Genomic DNA, 14,894 nt, shown 5'->3' on the forward strand with positions numbered 1-14,894 from the left:
TGCTTTTTAGTCGCCCAGATCTTCAGACCCGCGCCGCGCTACAGCCCCATTCGATCGGCGGCTTTATCGCCGGCAATAGGCCCACAAACACAGCTGCTGCAATGCCACTGTCGCCCCCGCCAATGCTGTAATCTCACTGACATCGTAAGGGGGCGCCACCTCGACCACATCCATGCCCACCAAATTTACTCCCCGCAAGTTTTGCAATAACTGTAGGGCTTGATGTGTAGAGAGCCCACCCACAACCGGTGTGCCCGTGCCCGGAGCAAAACTCGGGTCGAGACAATCGATATCGAAGGTGAGGTAACAGGGCCTGTCACCCACAATGCTTTTTACCTGTTGGGCAATAGCAGCCGCACCTTGTTCATGCACCGTAGGGCCATCAAAAATATTAAAGCCCATGGTCGATTCGTTGTAGGTGCGCAGACCTATTTGGGCCGAATGTTCAGGCACCACTAATCCTTGTTTTGTGGCGTGATAAAACATCGTGCCATGATCGATGCGTTCACCATCATCTTCCCAGGTGTCAGAGTGCGCATCGAAGTGAATCAACGCTAAAGGTCCGTACTTTTCAGCGTGAGCTCGCAACAACGGATATGAGACAAAGTGATCGCCACCCATAGACAACAGTGCGGTGTCAGTCGCCAAAATGTCTCGGGCTTGTTGATAAATTTGCTCGGGGACTTTTTCGGGAGTGCCTGCATCGAACGGGCAATCGCCGTAATCAACAATCGCCAGCTCTTCCAGTGGTGAAAAATCCCAACCCTGAACCTGATTTTCCCAGGCCAAACTCGCCGAGGCAGTGCGAATACCTCGCGGGCCAAGCCGCGTGCCCGATCGGTTAGTGGTGGCCAGATCAAAGGGCACACCCAGTACCGCAACATCAACCCCAGACAAATCTCGGGAATAGCGGCGGCGCATAAAGCTGGTAATACCACCGTAGGTCGACTCGTCCTGAATCCCTTTAAGGCTCTCACGAGTCATTGCGTAATCTGTTTCTAACGACATAAGGTTTAGCCCCCACAAGGACTTCTAAGTTCAACACGTAGTGTTAGGCGCGACGCCAACTGCCGGTAATATCGCGCTTCTCTCCCTCGCTGTCACGCCCAACTTACTCTGGGCCGGCATTTAGCCGTAACATTCGGGCCAACCCAGAAAACCGGGTGCCATACGATATCGGCTACGAGTTACTCAACGTGAAAAACGATCGCGAGTCTTGGAGGTAACTTTTAGTACTATCTTTGAAGGTGCAGCGGGATTAATAAGAGCTCTGCAATAATTCAGCATGGGGACACTCGCCAACGACGCAAGCGTGAAGCGCGGCGGCCTACCGAACCGGCTCAGATCCCATCTCCAAATGTAGCGACCCACCTTGCCACGGGTTCGCCCTGGCAACCGCTTCATTGAGTGAAACACCCAATCCGGGTTCGGTAGACGGGATGACGTATCCCCCCTGCCACTGTACCGGCGCATCGAGTAACTCGGCCTGAAAGCCTCCCCAGGTTTCAATACCTTCGAGTATTAGGAAGTTCGGCGAACAGGTAGCCAGTTGAATATTGGCCGCCCCCACGATGGGGCCACAGTACATATGGGGTGCAAGTTGTGCGTAGTGCACCTCGGCTAATGCCGCTATTTTTTTGGCCTCCAAAAGGCCACCAACGCGTCCGAGATTAAGCTGCAAAATAGAAGCGGCGCCGTCTGCCAAGACTCTGGCAAATTCGTACTTAGTGCAAAGTCGCTCCCCCGTAGCCACGGGAATAGAGGTGGCTTGAGCAACACGAGCCATGGCTGCGGTATTTTCAGGAGGCGTGGGCTCCTCGAACCAAAGGGGGTCGTAGGGCTCAAGTCGCTTAGCGAGACGAATAGCACCAGCCGGAGAGAATTGTCCGTGAGTTCCAAAAAGCAGATCCACTTCGGGACCAACAGCCTCCCGAATACGGCGAGTGAACTTTTCAGAGCGGTCTAGTTCCTGCCCCGTGGGCATGCCTCCGTCAAACACGGTGTAGGGACCCGCGGGGTCAAATTTAACCGCCGTAAAACCCTGTTTGACGTAATCCAATGCACGTTCTGCGGCCCTGTCAGGGTTAACATAAACGTGGTCCGTATCCTCCGGATCGGGATAGACGTCACCTGCCGCAGGATAAATATAGGTGTAGCTACGCAGGCGATCGTGAACTTTTCCGCCCAGCAGCTCATACACCGGTTTGTGACAGGCCTTACCGATAATATCCCAACAGGCCATTTCTAAGGCAGACAGAACGCTGACCAATGAGACGTCAGGACGCAGGTTGTAGCCGGCGCCATAGATTCGACGCCACAGCTTTTCAATATGAAAAGGATCATGGCCAACGACAAATCGTTCCGCGGTATCTCGGAGCATGACTTCCACGGTTTCAGCACTAAAGGTGGCGCAGTACACTTCGCCGTAACCGACAATGCCCGTATCAGTGACTAGCTTCACAAAAATAAAATAACGCCCGCCAAAGCGCGGTGGTGGATTGGCAACGACGAAAGTTTCGAACTCTTTAATCACCATTAAAAAATGACCACGTTACGTAATGCCTCACCCCGTTTGACCGAAGCAATGGCCTCGTTGATATCCTCTAACGCGTACCGCCCACTGATCATCTGATCGAGCTTGAGCTCACCGCTCTGATACAAAGCCGCCAACTTGGGAATGTCACGCTTCACCGATCCGGACCCCATCTTTGATCCCAGTACAGACTGGCCTCGAGCCGCTAACTCGCCCGGATCATACTGTGCCATGACACCCGATGCCGGCATTCCAACAATAACAGCGGTGCCAGACTTCGCCAGCAAATTGACTGACTGCTCAATGGCAGCCTTCGCACCAACAGTGACAAACACATAGTCAACGCCGCGACCACCTGTCAGCGCCACAACCTGCTCGACGCAGTCTTTGTCAGCGCTATTAACACCGTGTGTCGCTCCGAACTGCTGAGCCAGCTCTAACTTATCATTGAGCAAATCAAGCGCAATAACCTGTGACGCACCGGCATGAACCGCTCCCTGAATGCTGTTAATCCCCACACCGCCGCAGCCTATGACAGCTACCGTACTACCCGCCTTGACCTGCGCCGTATTAACCACCGCACCAAAACCCGTCAGCACACCGCAGGCTAAAATTGACGCAACGTCCAGTGGAATATCCTCAGGAATCACACAAACCTGACTTTGCTCTACAACCACCTGCTCAGCAAAAGCACCGCTGTTGAGCCCCTGGGACACGACTTGGCCACTGCTATCAGATAATGGGCTTTGCTGGTCCAAAGGAAAAACACCGTCGCACTGGGTTTCTATCGACTGATTACAATAGTGACAACTGCCGCAAGAGCGAATAAGTGTCACCACCACAGGATCACCCGGCTTCAAACCTGCGACACCTGGCCCGATTGATTCCACGATACCTGAGGCCTCATGACCATACACTGCGGGTAAATCACCACCCCAACCGCCATCCACCAAAATGACATCGCTGTGACAAATGGCGCAAGCGGTTAATCGAACCTTGACCTCACCCACGCGGGGCTCTGCAATGTCTACATCTTCGATGGTTAAAGGGCGCCCAAAAGCCCGACAGACTGCCGCTTTCATTTTTCGTTTTCCTTAGGCGTTGAATCCAGTAATTTACGCACTTTGACGTACTGTCGTTATCAATTTTTTTATTGGCTAGAAGGATAACATCGCCATGCGAGTAGGATTTATTGGATTGGGTAATGTGGGATCCAAGCTGGCGGGCAGTCTGCTCCGCAATGAGATTCCCTTAATCGTTCGCGATCTCGATCACACCTTGGCACAACCGTTTTTGGACGGCGGCGCGCAATGGGCCGACTCCCCTGCTGAAATGGCAGAAGCCGCTGACGTGATCATTACGTGCTTGCCGAGTCCAAAGGCCTGCGCGGAGGTGATGGAGGCCGAAAACGGCGTCATCGCAGGTCTAGGGCCGGGCAAGATCTGGATAGAAATGAGCACCACCGACTTCCAAGAGGTACAGCGCTTAGGGCACAAGGTTGCGCAAACTGGCGCAGACCCCGCTGACTGCCCGGTTTCTGGTGGCTGTCATCGCGCCGCAACCGGCAACATCGCCATTTTAGCGGGCTGTGAACGGCCGGTGTTCGAAAAAGTCTTGCCGCTATTAACCGTTCTGGGGCGACGAGTTTTACACAGCGGGCCCCTTGGCAGCGCATCGAAAATCAAGGTGATGACCAACTACCTAGCAACTGCCAACTTGGTAACCCTCTGTGAGGCGCTGGTGACGGCCCAACAGTCGGATCTAGATTTGGCCACCGTTTACGAAGCCATTCGTATCTCGTCGGGCAATTCCTTTGTCCATGAAACCGAAAGCCAGGTCATTTTAAATGGCAGTCGTGACATTAACTTCACTATGGACCTGGTGCTCAAAGATATCGGCTTGTTTCAAAACATGGCCGATCAAGCCGGGGTGCCCCTCGAGATTTCTCCACAGCTGATCAAGATCTTCGAAGACGGTCAAGCGCGTTTTGGTGAGCGAGAGTGGTCGCCCAATATTATTCGACGTTTAGAGGAGGCCTGCGAGACACAAGTGCTTGCAGAGGGCTTTCCCCCGGAAATGACTGATGACGAACCCGAGGAACGCGGTTACGAAGTCGTGCCTCCAGGTCAGCAAAATAAAGGCCATTGATCTGATGGCGGAGAGTGGCATCACCACGGTGCCACTCCTGACCTATACGTGTGGACACGCCAACCACAGGTTTTGATATGGTGTGCATTCCAATAACAGCCCATCACGCTCAGGAAACCTACCGCATGAAAACTATTGCTTACTGTTTGCTGTTTATCACTGCCTTGATCGCTGCACCTCTGACACTGGGCGCAGACGCAGATCAAACCGCGGAAACCTGGTTTGAAACGTCCTACGGCCCCCTGTGGGCAAAAACTCCCTACCAAGATGTTGAAGCGATTTTGACGCATTACCACAGCGAGATCGTGACCCATGCCGCCGACGGCTCGCTTAGCACCACGCCCAGCCGGGAATGGCTTACGGCCCCCATGGACAGCTGGCGAGAAGAGGGCTGGATTCGTGCCGAATTAACCGACATGACGGCCACCACTATCAACGCTGCAACCGCTGGCGTGATGACCGTTTGGACCGACTACTACGCAGGGGACGTTACCGAAACAAGCTGCGGCTGGTATTTGGTAGATGCCATTAACGGTGAATGGAAGATCACCCACTACGCCGACACCCCCTGCTCCTAATCCAATTCCAAAAAGACCCCGAGATCTTTACGATCAAAGTGAGTGCTTGTTAAACATGATTAAGACGAGGATCGACCCGTGACACGCAAGACCGATAAACAGTTGGGTATGCATCGATCTATTACCCGCAGGGATTTCGTTCAAGGCAGCAGTCTGGCCGTGCTAGGCGCCGTCACCTCGGGCGCTGCAAGCGTCACCGCAACGGCGACAGCCGAAGCGGCCTCAGCACTCACAGCCGGTAGCTATTACCCCCCGACAAAAACCGGGATGCGCGGCTCGCACAATGGCGCTTATGAGGTAGCCCATGCCCTAGCAAGACAGGGCGCTAGTTTTGATAATCCCGAGGCGACAGGAGAGGAATATGATCTTGTAGTGGTAGGTGCCGGTATTTCCGGCCTCGCAGCCGCCCACTACTACCGTGAGCGGTTTGGTGACGATACGCGCATTTTGTTATTGGACAACCACGACGATTTTGGCGGTCATGCCAAGCGCAATGAATTCCACCAAGGTGGCGGCATGGTTTTGTCCTTGGGGGGCACCCACAATCTCGAGTGGTGGCAATTCAGTGACGATGTAAAGGCGTTCATGAAAACCTTCGGTGTCGACGTAGAGGCCATGCGTAACAACATGGATTTTTCCTACGGACAGGATGCACCCAACAGCCCCGCCATGTGGTTCGACGAAAGTACCTATGGTGTGAATCGCCTAGTAGCCAACGTAGATTTCAATCAACAGCTCTCCCCAGAAATTATCGATCAGTTCCCCATCTCTGAAGCCGGTCGGCAATCGCTCAAGTCATTTTATGGACGACGGGATAACGTCTTCGCTGACCTCAGCGACGATGAAACCGACGAGCTACTGTCTAGCATTAGCTACCCCGATTTTTTGCGCCAATACGGCGGCCTCACCGAGGACGCCCTGCAACTCTTTGACAAAAAGGAACATGGTGCCTGGGGCATTGAAATGCGAGCACTCTCTGCCAATGACGCACTTTGGGATGACAACCCAGGCCTGCACTTAATGGGGGAAGACTGGTCTTACGACGGCCGTGATTACCCCGCAGCGCTGTGGCCCGATGGCAATGCCAGTTTGGTGCGCCTCATGGTGGCGCGCTTGCTACCCCACGTGGCACCGAACGTAACCCCCGACAACGTGGCACTTGCCGCCTTTAACTACGCCGCCCTTGATGAACCCGAACGCGCCGTGCGAGTGCGTCTCAACGCCACCGTCGTCAACACGGTCAATACTGAGACCGGCGCACGCATAACCTACGTCGAAAATGGCAAGCTCAAAGAAATTAACGCTAAACATGCGGTCCTCGCCTGTTATCACAGCGTCATTCCCCATCTGTGCTCCTCGCTACCTGAACCGCAAAAAGACGCACTAAAATACCAAGTCAAAATACCCCTAATACTCACCAATGTACTGATTCGTAATACCGATGCCCTCGACAAGCTGGGCGTTGATGGCATCAGCTGTCCCGGCCGGCTTCATGCGCGCCTGTTCTTATTTAAAGGCATTAACAACGGCGGCTATGAACATCCAATGGAGGACTCTGGTCCCGTGTCATTGGTGTTTTGGGGGGCCATTTCTCCTCCTGAAGACGCTGTTGATCTTAAAAGTCAGCTACGCGCCTCACGTAAAAAACTCTTAGCGATGTCCTTTGAAGATTTTGAACGGGAAGTGCGCACGGTTCTTGATGACCTGCTAGGACCCGCAGGCTTCGATGTTAATGAAGACCTGCTGGCTATTACCGTAAATCGCTGGCCCCACGGCTACTCCTATGAATATATGGATTTGTGGGACCCCGACTGGGCTGAAGGCGAAGCCCCCCACGAAATCGCCCGCCAGACCTTTGGGGCCATTGCCATCGCCAACTCTGACGCGGGAGCTTCGGCTTATACCCATGTCGCCATTGATGAGGCCTACCGGGCTATTGGTGAACTGCCCCATAACAGCGAGACCACCTAGCCCGCCACGGCCTAACCTGTTTTGGGCAACCTTCAGTTGTGACGCTGTTATGGAATGGTCCATACCGCCAGGTCACCGCGTTACGGCCGTGGTCGGCGAACGAAAACAAGGGCTTGAGTCGTTAAGGTTTGACCTTATGACGGGCTGTTTTCACCAGTTCCAATAACATCGTCGATACGACGCTCAACAATACTCGCTGGATCTTGGTGAATCACAATATCGGCACCGGGTATGGCTTGGCGCAATGCCGCCTCGCGGTTATCAGCAATCTTGTGCGACTCCGACAAGTGCATGTCATCATCGAGCTCAAGATGCAGCTGAATATATACCGTACGCCCCGACACCCGTGTCCGTAAATCATGGGCCCCCAACACCTGAGGATGGTCTGTCGCAATGCGTAAAATGTCGTCGCGCTGGTCATCGGGCAGCTCACGATCCAAGAGGTCGTTAAATGCCTCTTTCGCGACCTGTCCGGCGCTATACAATATGTAAATGGCGACGCCAAAGGCGAACAATGGGTCCATGGCGTACCAACCTTGCTGGGATAACAACAGCGCCACAATGATGGCGGCATTGGTGAGCAAGTCAGTTTTGTAGTGCAGCGAATCGGCCTTAATGGCCACCGAGTTCGTTCGGCGAATAACGTAAGCCTGAATAACCAGCAAAATCAGCGTGGCCACAATCGCAAACACCATCACGGCCAACCCAACGCCCAGCTCGTTAATCGGCCTTGGCTGCACCCAACGTTCGATAGATTCAATAATAAGAAACACACCCGAGCCGGCAATAAACATTGCCTGGGCGAGGCCTGCGATCGACTCAGCCTTGCCATGGCCAAAGCGGTGCTCACTGTCAGGGGGCGCCAACGCGTAGCGCACGGCAAACAAGTTGATGACAGAGGCCCCGGCATCAAGCAGCGAATCGATTAATGAGGCCAGAACACTGACAGAATTGGTGGTGATGTAAGCGGCGAGCTTAACCACAATGAGCACCGCCGCCGTGGTAACCGACGCATAAGTTGCGAGCTTAAGCAGTTTCGCGCTGTCGTGTGTGTTGGCAGTTGGGCGTCGGTCATCCATTGGGTCATGATGGCACAAAATTAAATGGCGGTTGCCAGCCCCTCAAAAACTTTGCACAGAAAAACACTTCACGGGGAGGGTGACTGGCACGTTAGCCAGTCAATTCTCAGTCAATGGCATATGCTGAACGGGCATTATTGCTCCCCGGTGCTCGATAACCTTACCCGCCAGCGTATGGCCTTGATGTGCTGCCTCAATGGGATTCAACCCTCGAATTCGTGCTGCAAGGTACGCCGCGTTGAAGGCGTCACCCGCGGCAGTGGTATCGACAACAGCTGGCTGGGTCTGGGTAGGGACCAATGAGGAAACATCATCCCGTACGACCAAACAACCTTCAGCACCCAGCTTCACAACGACCTCCCCAACCCCCATCTGCTGAAGCCTTAGCGCCGTTTCTTCCGGTGTCTTATCACCAAAGACCATAGCTTCATCATTGAACGTGGGTAATGCAATATCGATATGTTCCAGGGTGTTGTTGAACGCCTCTTGTGCTGAGTGCAGGCTCCCCCATCCGGCTGGGCGAAAATTACCGTCGAAGCAAATGCGCACACCCTTCTTACGAAGCCCCTGCAAGAGAGACCAGAGGGTTTCCCGCGCCGGGTCAGACAGTATGGACAGTGTGATGCCCGACAAATAAAAAAAGCTGTCTGTAGGAATAAGATTGGCCAAGTTGGTGGCGTACTCTGAATCATCAAGCACTTGGCGCGCTGCTGAATCCCCCCGCCAATAGGTGAAAGTTCGCTCCCCTGAGGCATCAAGGTGGATCCAGTAAAGGCCGGGCTTTGCTCCGGGAATTCGACGCACCCAACGGGTATCGATACCCTCCTCTCGCCACTGTTGCAGCAGCCAATCACTGCTTGCATCATCACCCAGTGCCGACAAAAATGTCGTGCCAATGCCCAGCCGCGAAAGATAGACCGCCGTATTGAGGGTGTCCCCCCCATAAGCGGTGTTTACTGATGAACCGGGCGCACCGCTTAATTCCAGCATGCACTCACCCAGGGCAAATACTCCTCTCAGATCCGACATGCGATCTGCAGCCATTCCATGTTGCGGGGACGGTTTAATGCGGGACCAACGGCCCAAGGCACAGCCCCACCCCAGCCACTGGCTGCCTTGGGTTTCATAACCATGCTGTTATTCATAAAGCCCCAACGCCACCGGCAGCGCCTCAGACATTGCTGGTACGTAGGTCACCAGCAGTAAGGCCGCCATCATGGCCAGGTACATGGGCAGCAGCGGGCGGATCATGGCTTCAATTTTAGTCTTGGCGACAGCACAGCTCACGAACAAAACGCTTCCCACCGGGGGGGTGCATAAACCGATACTCAGATTGAGCACCATCATAATGCCGAAGTGCAAAGGCGACATGTCTAACTGCACAGCAACCGGTAGAAATATGGGGGTAAAAATTAGCACTGCGGGAGTCATATCCATGAAGGCACCCACCAACAATAAAATGAGGTTGATCAGGAGCAAAATTACGAGGGGGTTATCACTCAAATTCAGCAGTGCATCGGCCACTTGCCCGGGAATTCCCTCAAAGGCAAATAGCCAGGACATAGCCATAGACGTGCCTACCAGCAACATCACAATAGCTGTGGTTGATGTGGCTTTTAGAAAAATCGGGGGCAGGTCGGTGAGCGTGGTCTCACCATAAAACAGTGAGAGCGCCAAAGCGTACAACACGGCGATGGCCCCGGCCTCGGTCGCGGTAAACACCCCCGCCAGAATGCCACCAATAATAATGACCAAGAGCAGCAAGCTAGGAGCCGCTGCTATAAAGCTGCGAAAGAGCTCGGCGAACCCAACAAAAGCCGTGCCCGTCAGACCGCGGCGGCGCGCGTACCCCGCACAAACCACCATAAGTGCCAGAGCCACAAGCAGCCCTGGCAAATAACCTGCGACGAACAGAGCTGCGACTGAAACACCTCCACTGGCGACCGCATATACAATGAGAATGTTACTGGGCGGAATAAGCAGCCCGGTGGTGGCAGCGGTAGCCGTAAGCGCGGCACTGAACTCCCGCGGGTAATGTTCCTCTTCCATGGCGGGCACCATCACACCACCGACAGAAGACGTTGCCGCCACGGCCGACCCTGAGATTGAACCAAACAGCGTGCAGGACACCACGTTCACAAAGGCGAGGCCCCCGGGGAGCATGCCAATAAGACAGCGGGCAAAGTGCACCAGCCTCTGGGCAATGCCACCGCTACTCATCAGTTGCCCCGACAGAATAAAGAGCGGTATCGCCAAAAGCGCGAAACTGTTGATCCCTCCCGCCATGCGTTGGGCTACCGTCGTGAGCGCTGCGATCTCATTAATTGACAGGCAGAGGGCCGCAATCGTTGCCAAGCCAATCGCGAAGGCAACGGGCACGCCCATAAACAGCAAAACAAAGAAGACGGCTATCAGAATCAGCTCAACCATGATTCACCTCTGAAGCCGGCACATTGTCAGCAGGTGGGTCCTGAAAGGCGAATAAAACAATGAGGCAGCCACTGAGTGGGACAACGGCATACACCAAGGCCATTGGAAGACCCAGCGCCGCCGACACTTGGTCTAGCTGCCAGGTAATCGCAACGAGGCGACCACCACCTATAATCATGACTGCCGTAGCAAACGTTGCCACCGCGATGCGGCTGCCCTGTCGGTAAAAGGCCTGCATTTTTGGCCCAGCGCGCGCCGGCACAATATCGAGTGCCAAATGCTGGCCGTGAGCCGCGGCATAAGCCGCCCCTAATAACCCCACCCAAACCAAAGCAAAGCGCGCTAGCTCTTCAGTCCAGAAAGCCGGCGTGCCTAATAGGTAACGCGATAACACCTGCCATAGGACGGATCCCACCAATGTCAGCATAAGTGCGACCAAGCTGTACTCTAACAACCTGTGAATACCCCTAATCACGATCGGGCTCCACGGCATCAATACGTGCAATCAGCTGACCAATATCAGTGCCCTCATAGGTTTTTTTCATGGCGGCGACACGCGTGCGAAATAGCACTTTTTCAGGGCGAATAATGGTAACGCCAGCGGCGGCAACATTGGCCAAAGCGGCCTCGGTCATGTCTTTCCAAAGTACCCGTTGAAGCGCAACCGAATCGTCTACTGCGCGCTGCAACCATTGCTTCTGGGTGGCAGTCAGCCGAGACCAAACGGACTCGCTAATCAGTAATAGGTCGGGCACCGCGGTGTGTTCATCGAGGGTGAAATAGCGCGCAATTTCATAATGTTTAGATAAGTAAAAGCTGGGGGGGTTGTTCTCTGCGCCGTCGACGACCCCTTGCTGCAAGGCGGTGTACAACTCGCCCCAGGCAATCGGCGTGGGTGAACCGCCCAACTGACGCACCATATTGAGTGCCGTCTGGCTTTCCTGAACCCGTATCTTCAACCCTGTGAGATCGTCAGGCGTGTAAACAGGGCGCTCGGTAGAATAAAAACTGCGGCTGCCGGCATCGTAGTAACCCAGCCCGCGTAACCGTACCGACTGTGGTGCGGCAAGCAGCTCCTGACCAACCGGCCCATCGAGCACGGCCTGGTAATGCGCAGCGTCTCTGAATAGGTAGGGAATATTGAAGATTTTCATGGTGGGCACAAACCCCTCGAGGGGACTCGCTGATACCTTGGTCATCGCCAAAGCACCCAGTTGCAGCAACTCAATCAATTCACGCTCGTGACCCAATTGGCCATTGGGGAAAACTTCGACCGCCATGGTGTTATTGCTGTAGTGCCGCAGGCGCTCGTCAATATGCAACATCGCCGTGTGAACAGGATGCTCGGTATCGAGGGCATGACCAATGTGCAGCGTTTCTAGTGGGTTCTCAGGGCCACAGCCCAATAGGGCCAGCAGCGGTAAAAAACGCAGCAACTGCCTCATAGCAAAAGCGGCGGCTGATGCACGCACCGTACCGAGGCCAACGGCTCGCTCAAGGTCGTCCGCCAGTGCCAAGGGCTGTCAGCGCGTGGATCACCCCTCGCAGTTCTGCAAGGCCTTTCATACGTCCTCCATAGGAATATCCCGGCTTAAGCCGCGGATCAGCCTGCTCTGACGTCAAAGTATGACCATGATCAGGACGCATGGCTATGGCACGCTGACCGCTAGTATCTTCAGCCTCTACGGCCAACAAAGCGGCGATGAGACCGACAATATCGTTGTCACCCTCAAGATGCGCAGACTCATAAAAAGAGCCGTCACTCTCGCGTTTTATATTGCGTAAATGAACAAAGTGGATGCGGTCGCCGAACTCTTTTGCCATGGCCACTAAGTTGTTATCGCCTCGGGCACCAAAGGAACCCGCACACAGCGTTAAACCATTACTGGCACTAGGAACAGCCGCGACAAGCTTTCTGACATCCTCCGCTGTCGATAACACCCGGGGTAAGCCAAAGAGCGAAAACGGAGGGTCGTCGGGATGAATCACCATGTTGATATCGGCGACCTCAGCTGAGGGCATGATGTCCCGCAGAAAAGCGATGAGATTTTGGCGATAGGCTTCGTTATCAAACTGATTGAAATGATTGATCGCCGCTAAGACACCTGCGCGATCATAGCTCCCTTCCCCCCCCGGCAGTCCTGCAATAATATTATTTTCCAAGGCGGCAACGGCAGGCTGATCGAGGCCCTCAAAGCGCGCTCGTGCACCCTCGACGACCGCTTTATCGTAGCTATCTGTGGCTCCCGAGCGCTGCAATACAAAAATATCGTAGACGGCGAAATCGACAATATCAAAGCGCAAGGCCTGACTGTTGTCGGGCAGCACGTATTCGAGGTTGGTGCGCGTCCAGTCGACAACCGGCATAAAGTTGTAGCAGACCGTATGAATCCCAGCGGCACCGAGGTTGATCAGGGTCTTCTGATAATTGCTAATCAGGTGCCGATAGTGCCCCGACCGCGTCTTGATATCGTTATGTAGGGGTACCGACTCCACCACCGACCAAACCAGGCCGGCAGACTCAATCAGTCGTTTGTGCGCTTCAATATCGACGAGAGGCCAGACATCACCCGTAGGGATCTGTGACAGGGAACTGACAACACCGGTTGCACCGGCCTGTCGAATTTGTTCCAAAGAAACGGGGTCATCGGGACCGAACCAACGCCAGGTCTCCAACATCAGACGTATTCGCCCTTCATCCTACAGCCCTAGCCAAGTGGCTGTGAGCGGGTTTATTTAACCGGTAAGCCTCCGTGGCCAATTCGGTCGTCAGTAAATGGATGAGTGATTGTGCTTCAGGCTCTGTAATTCTTCCCTCCAAAACCCACTCCGCAAGAAATCGAGCGTCTATGCGTCGCGCCATATCATGCCGCGCTGGGATGGAGAAAAAAGCCCGGGTGTCGTCGTTGAACCCCGCAGTGTTGTAGAACCCGGCAGTCTCGGTCGTGCTGCGGCGAAACCGCAACATACCCTCAGGGCTGTCATGGAACCACCACGGCGGCCCCAAACGCAGCGCCGGATAGTGCCCTGCAAGGGGCGCCAGCTCTCTTGCATAAGTCGACTCGTCCAATGTAAACATAATGAGCTCGAAGCCTGGTTCGTTACCCACTGCATTTAGAATAGGCTGCAGGGCGTGGCAGTAGTCGACCCGCTGAGGAATATCCCCGCCTTTATCTGCACCGTAGGCTTCATAAAAGCCACGATTGTGGTTTCGTAACGCCCCGGGATGTATTTGCATAACAAGCCCATCGTCGAGACTCATGAACGCCATTTCAATCAGCATGTGCCCGCGAAACTGCGCCTTCTCTGCCTCACTTGCCGTGCCCTTTCGACATTTATCGAATAGTTGGCTGGCCACTTGTACCGTGAGCTGTGTCGTTACGGGTGACACTGGGCCGTGATCAGAAGCCGTTGCACCCAACGCTTTGAAATCGCTGCGGCGACGCCGCAATGCCTGTAGATAATCGTTATAAGTAGCGACGCCCTCCCCGGTGAGCACACCCAATTGTTCGACGTTGTCGCTAAAACCAGCGGCGTGAGGGTCGATGACATCATCGGGACGAAACGTGGTGGTTATGCGCCCAGACAGACCCTCGCTAGTCAGTTGTTCGTGGTGATGAAGGGAATCCAGCGCGTGTTCAGTCGTAGCAATGAACTGAATATTAAAGCGATCGAGCAAAGCCCTTGGCTTAAAACTACTGTGAGCAAGCAGGGAACTGATGTGGTCAAAATATTGATCAGCGGTGCTTTCATTGAGGGCGTAGTCAAGGCCAAAAACCTGTTGGAAGGTTGAGTCCAGCCACAGCCTCGAGGGTGTGCCCTGAAACAAATAGTAATGCTTAGCAAAGCAGCGCCACCCCTCACGAGGCGTAACTGCTGGCGCAGCGCCCTTTGCTACCAACCCTACCGACTGTAGGTCGACACCCCGGCTATACAGCATGCGCAGTAAATAATGATCAGGCAGAACCAGCAGGGAAAGCGGATCGCTGAAATGCGCATTTTCTGCAAACCACGCCGGATCGGTATGCCCATGGGGTGAAATAATGGGGCTATCAACAACCTGTGCGTGTAGTGACCGAGCAAGATCCCGAGCCCGTGGCTCTATGGGAAACAGGCGGTCACTGTCGACGGCTATTGGGGCGTGTTCAGACATCG

The 14,894-nt window shown here is 54.4% G+C and carries 13 protein-coding genes; 3 read left to right on the forward strand and 10 right to left on the reverse strand.

The window, feature by feature from the left end:
• Window positions 1–63: 63 nt before the first annotated feature.
• From speB to ACMAY6_RS14300, 3 genes are all read right to left on the reverse strand, one after another.
• Window positions 64–1,008, reverse strand: a complete 945-nt coding sequence (gene speB / locus ACMAY6_RS14290) for an agmatinase (protein ID WP_435212910.1) — start codon at window positions 1,006–1,008, stop codon at window positions 64–66.
• Window positions 1,009–1,327: 319 nt separating this feature from the next.
• On the reverse strand, window positions 1,328–2,536 hold the full coding sequence (locus ACMAY6_RS14295) for a mandelate racemase/muconate lactonizing enzyme family protein (RefSeq protein ID WP_435212912.1): 1,209 nt from the start codon (window positions 2,534–2,536) through the stop codon (window positions 1,328–1,330).
• The gene (locus ACMAY6_RS14300; protein ID WP_435212913.1) at window positions 2,536–3,615 is read right to left on the reverse strand and encodes a Zn-dependent alcohol dehydrogenase; all 1,080 of its coding nucleotides are present in this window, start codon (window positions 3,613–3,615) and stop codon (window positions 2,536–2,538) included. Before ACMAY6_RS14300 ends, ACMAY6_RS14295 begins: the two co-directional genes overlap by 1 nt.
• Before the next feature lie 94 nt (window positions 3,616–3,709).
• On the opposite strand from ACMAY6_RS14300, the gene ACMAY6_RS14305 reads away from it, so the two are divergent.
• The 3 genes from ACMAY6_RS14305 (at window position 3,710) to ACMAY6_RS14315 (ending at window position 7,230) form a co-directional block, all read left to right on the forward strand.
• Window positions 3,710–4,681, forward strand: coding sequence for an NAD(P)-dependent oxidoreductase (locus tag ACMAY6_RS14305; RefSeq protein WP_435212915.1), 972 nt, complete (start codon window positions 3,710–3,712; stop codon window positions 4,679–4,681).
• Window positions 4,682–4,806: 125 nt separating this feature from the next.
• On the forward strand, window positions 4,807–5,259 hold the full coding sequence (locus ACMAY6_RS14310; protein ID WP_435212917.1) for a hypothetical protein: 453 nt from the start codon (window positions 4,807–4,809) through the stop codon (window positions 5,257–5,259).
• A 78-nt stretch (window positions 5,260–5,337) separates the two neighbouring features.
• A complete protein-coding gene (locus ACMAY6_RS14315; RefSeq protein ID WP_435212919.1) occupies window positions 5,338–7,230 on the forward strand; it encodes an NAD(P)-binding protein in 1,893 nt (630 codons plus the stop codon).
• A 134-nt stretch (window positions 7,231–7,364) separates the two neighbouring features.
• On the opposite strand, the gene ACMAY6_RS14320 is transcribed toward ACMAY6_RS14315, so the two are convergent.
• The 7 genes from ACMAY6_RS14320 to uxaC form a co-directional block, all read right to left on the reverse strand.
• Window positions 7,365–8,309: a cation diffusion facilitator family transporter gene (locus ACMAY6_RS14320; protein WP_435212920.1), complete on the reverse strand. Its 945-nt coding sequence runs from the start codon at window positions 8,307–8,309 to the stop codon at window positions 7,365–7,367.
• 99 nt (window positions 8,310–8,408) lie between these two features.
• Window positions 8,409–9,338 carry a sugar kinase gene (locus tag ACMAY6_RS14325; protein ID WP_435212922.1) on the reverse strand — a complete coding sequence of 310 codons (930 nt, stop codon included), beginning with the start codon at window positions 9,336–9,338 and terminating at the stop codon, window positions 8,409–8,411.
• A gap of 108 nt (window positions 9,339–9,446) precedes the next feature.
• Window positions 9,447–10,739 (reverse strand): TRAP transporter large permease, encoded by a 1,293-nt coding sequence (locus tag ACMAY6_RS14330; protein WP_435212924.1) that lies wholly within the window; start codon window positions 10,737–10,739, stop codon window positions 9,447–9,449.
• Entirely contained in the window at window positions 10,732–11,214 is a 483-nt protein-coding gene (locus ACMAY6_RS14335) for a TRAP transporter small permease (RefSeq protein WP_435212926.1), read from the reverse strand. The genes ACMAY6_RS14330 and ACMAY6_RS14335 overlap by 8 nt, the downstream gene beginning before the upstream one ends.
• Complete coding sequence (locus ACMAY6_RS14340) at window positions 11,207–12,184, reverse strand: TRAP transporter substrate-binding protein (RefSeq protein ID WP_435216051.1); 978 nt, start codon at window positions 12,182–12,184, stop codon at window positions 11,207–11,209. Before ACMAY6_RS14340 ends, ACMAY6_RS14335 begins: the two co-directional genes overlap by 8 nt.
• A gap of 49 nt (window positions 12,185–12,233) precedes the next feature.
• On the reverse strand, window positions 12,234–13,418 hold the full coding sequence (gene uxuA / locus ACMAY6_RS14345; protein ID WP_435212928.1) for a mannonate dehydratase: 1,185 nt from the start codon (window positions 13,416–13,418) through the stop codon (window positions 12,234–12,236).
• Window positions 13,419–13,434: 16 nt separating this feature from the next.
• Window positions 13,435–14,892, reverse strand: a complete 1,458-nt coding sequence (uxaC, locus tag ACMAY6_RS14350; RefSeq protein WP_435212930.1) for a glucuronate isomerase — start codon at window positions 14,890–14,892, stop codon at window positions 13,435–13,437.
• Window positions 14,893–14,894: the final 2 nt, after the last annotated feature.

Source organism: Luminiphilus sp. nBUS_16 (assembly GCF_051201645.1).
In the GTDB taxonomy this organism is placed as follows: domain Bacteria; phylum Pseudomonadota; class Gammaproteobacteria; order Pseudomonadales; family Halieaceae; genus Luminiphilus.

Excerpts from the sequence above, each read along its gene's own strand:
- speB (WP_435212910.1), bottom strand. The coding sequence starts at position 1,008 with ATGTCGTTAGAAACAGATTACGCAATGACTCGTGAGAGCCTTAAAGGG.
- ACMAY6_RS14310 (WP_435212917.1), top strand. The coding sequence starts at position 4,807 with ATGAAAACTATTGCTTACTGTTTGCTGTTTATCACTGCCTTGATCGCT.
- uxaC (WP_435212930.1), bottom strand. The coding sequence starts at position 14,892 with ATGTCTGAACACGCCCCAATAGCCGTCGACAGTGACCGCCTGTTTCCC.
- uxuA (WP_435212928.1), bottom strand. The coding sequence starts at position 13,418 with ATGTTGGAGACCTGGCGTTGGTTCGGTCCCGATGACCCCGTTTCTTTG.
- ACMAY6_RS14320 (WP_435212920.1), bottom strand. The coding sequence starts at position 8,309 with ATGGATGACCGACGCCCAACTGCCAACACACACGACAGCGCGAAACTG.
- ACMAY6_RS14330 (WP_435212924.1), bottom strand. The coding sequence starts at position 10,739 with ATGGTTGAGCTGATTCTGATAGCCGTCTTCTTTGTTTTGCTGTTTATG.
- ACMAY6_RS14305 (WP_435212915.1), top strand. The coding sequence starts at position 3,710 with ATGCGAGTAGGATTTATTGGATTGGGTAATGTGGGATCCAAGCTGGCG.
- ACMAY6_RS14325 (WP_435212922.1), bottom strand. The coding sequence starts at position 9,338 with ATGTCGGATCTGAGAGGAGTATTTGCCCTGGGTGAGTGCATGCTGGAA.
- ACMAY6_RS14295 (WP_435212912.1), bottom strand. The coding sequence starts at position 2,536 with ATGGTGATTAAAGAGTTCGAAACTTTCGTCGTTGCCAATCCACCACCG.
- ACMAY6_RS14300 (WP_435212913.1), bottom strand. The coding sequence starts at position 3,615 with ATGAAAGCGGCAGTCTGTCGGGCTTTTGGGCGCCCTTTAACCATCGAA.
- ACMAY6_RS14340 (WP_435216051.1), bottom strand. The coding sequence starts at position 12,184 with ATGAGGCAGTTGCTGCGTTTTTTACCGCTGCTGGCCCTATTGGGCTGT.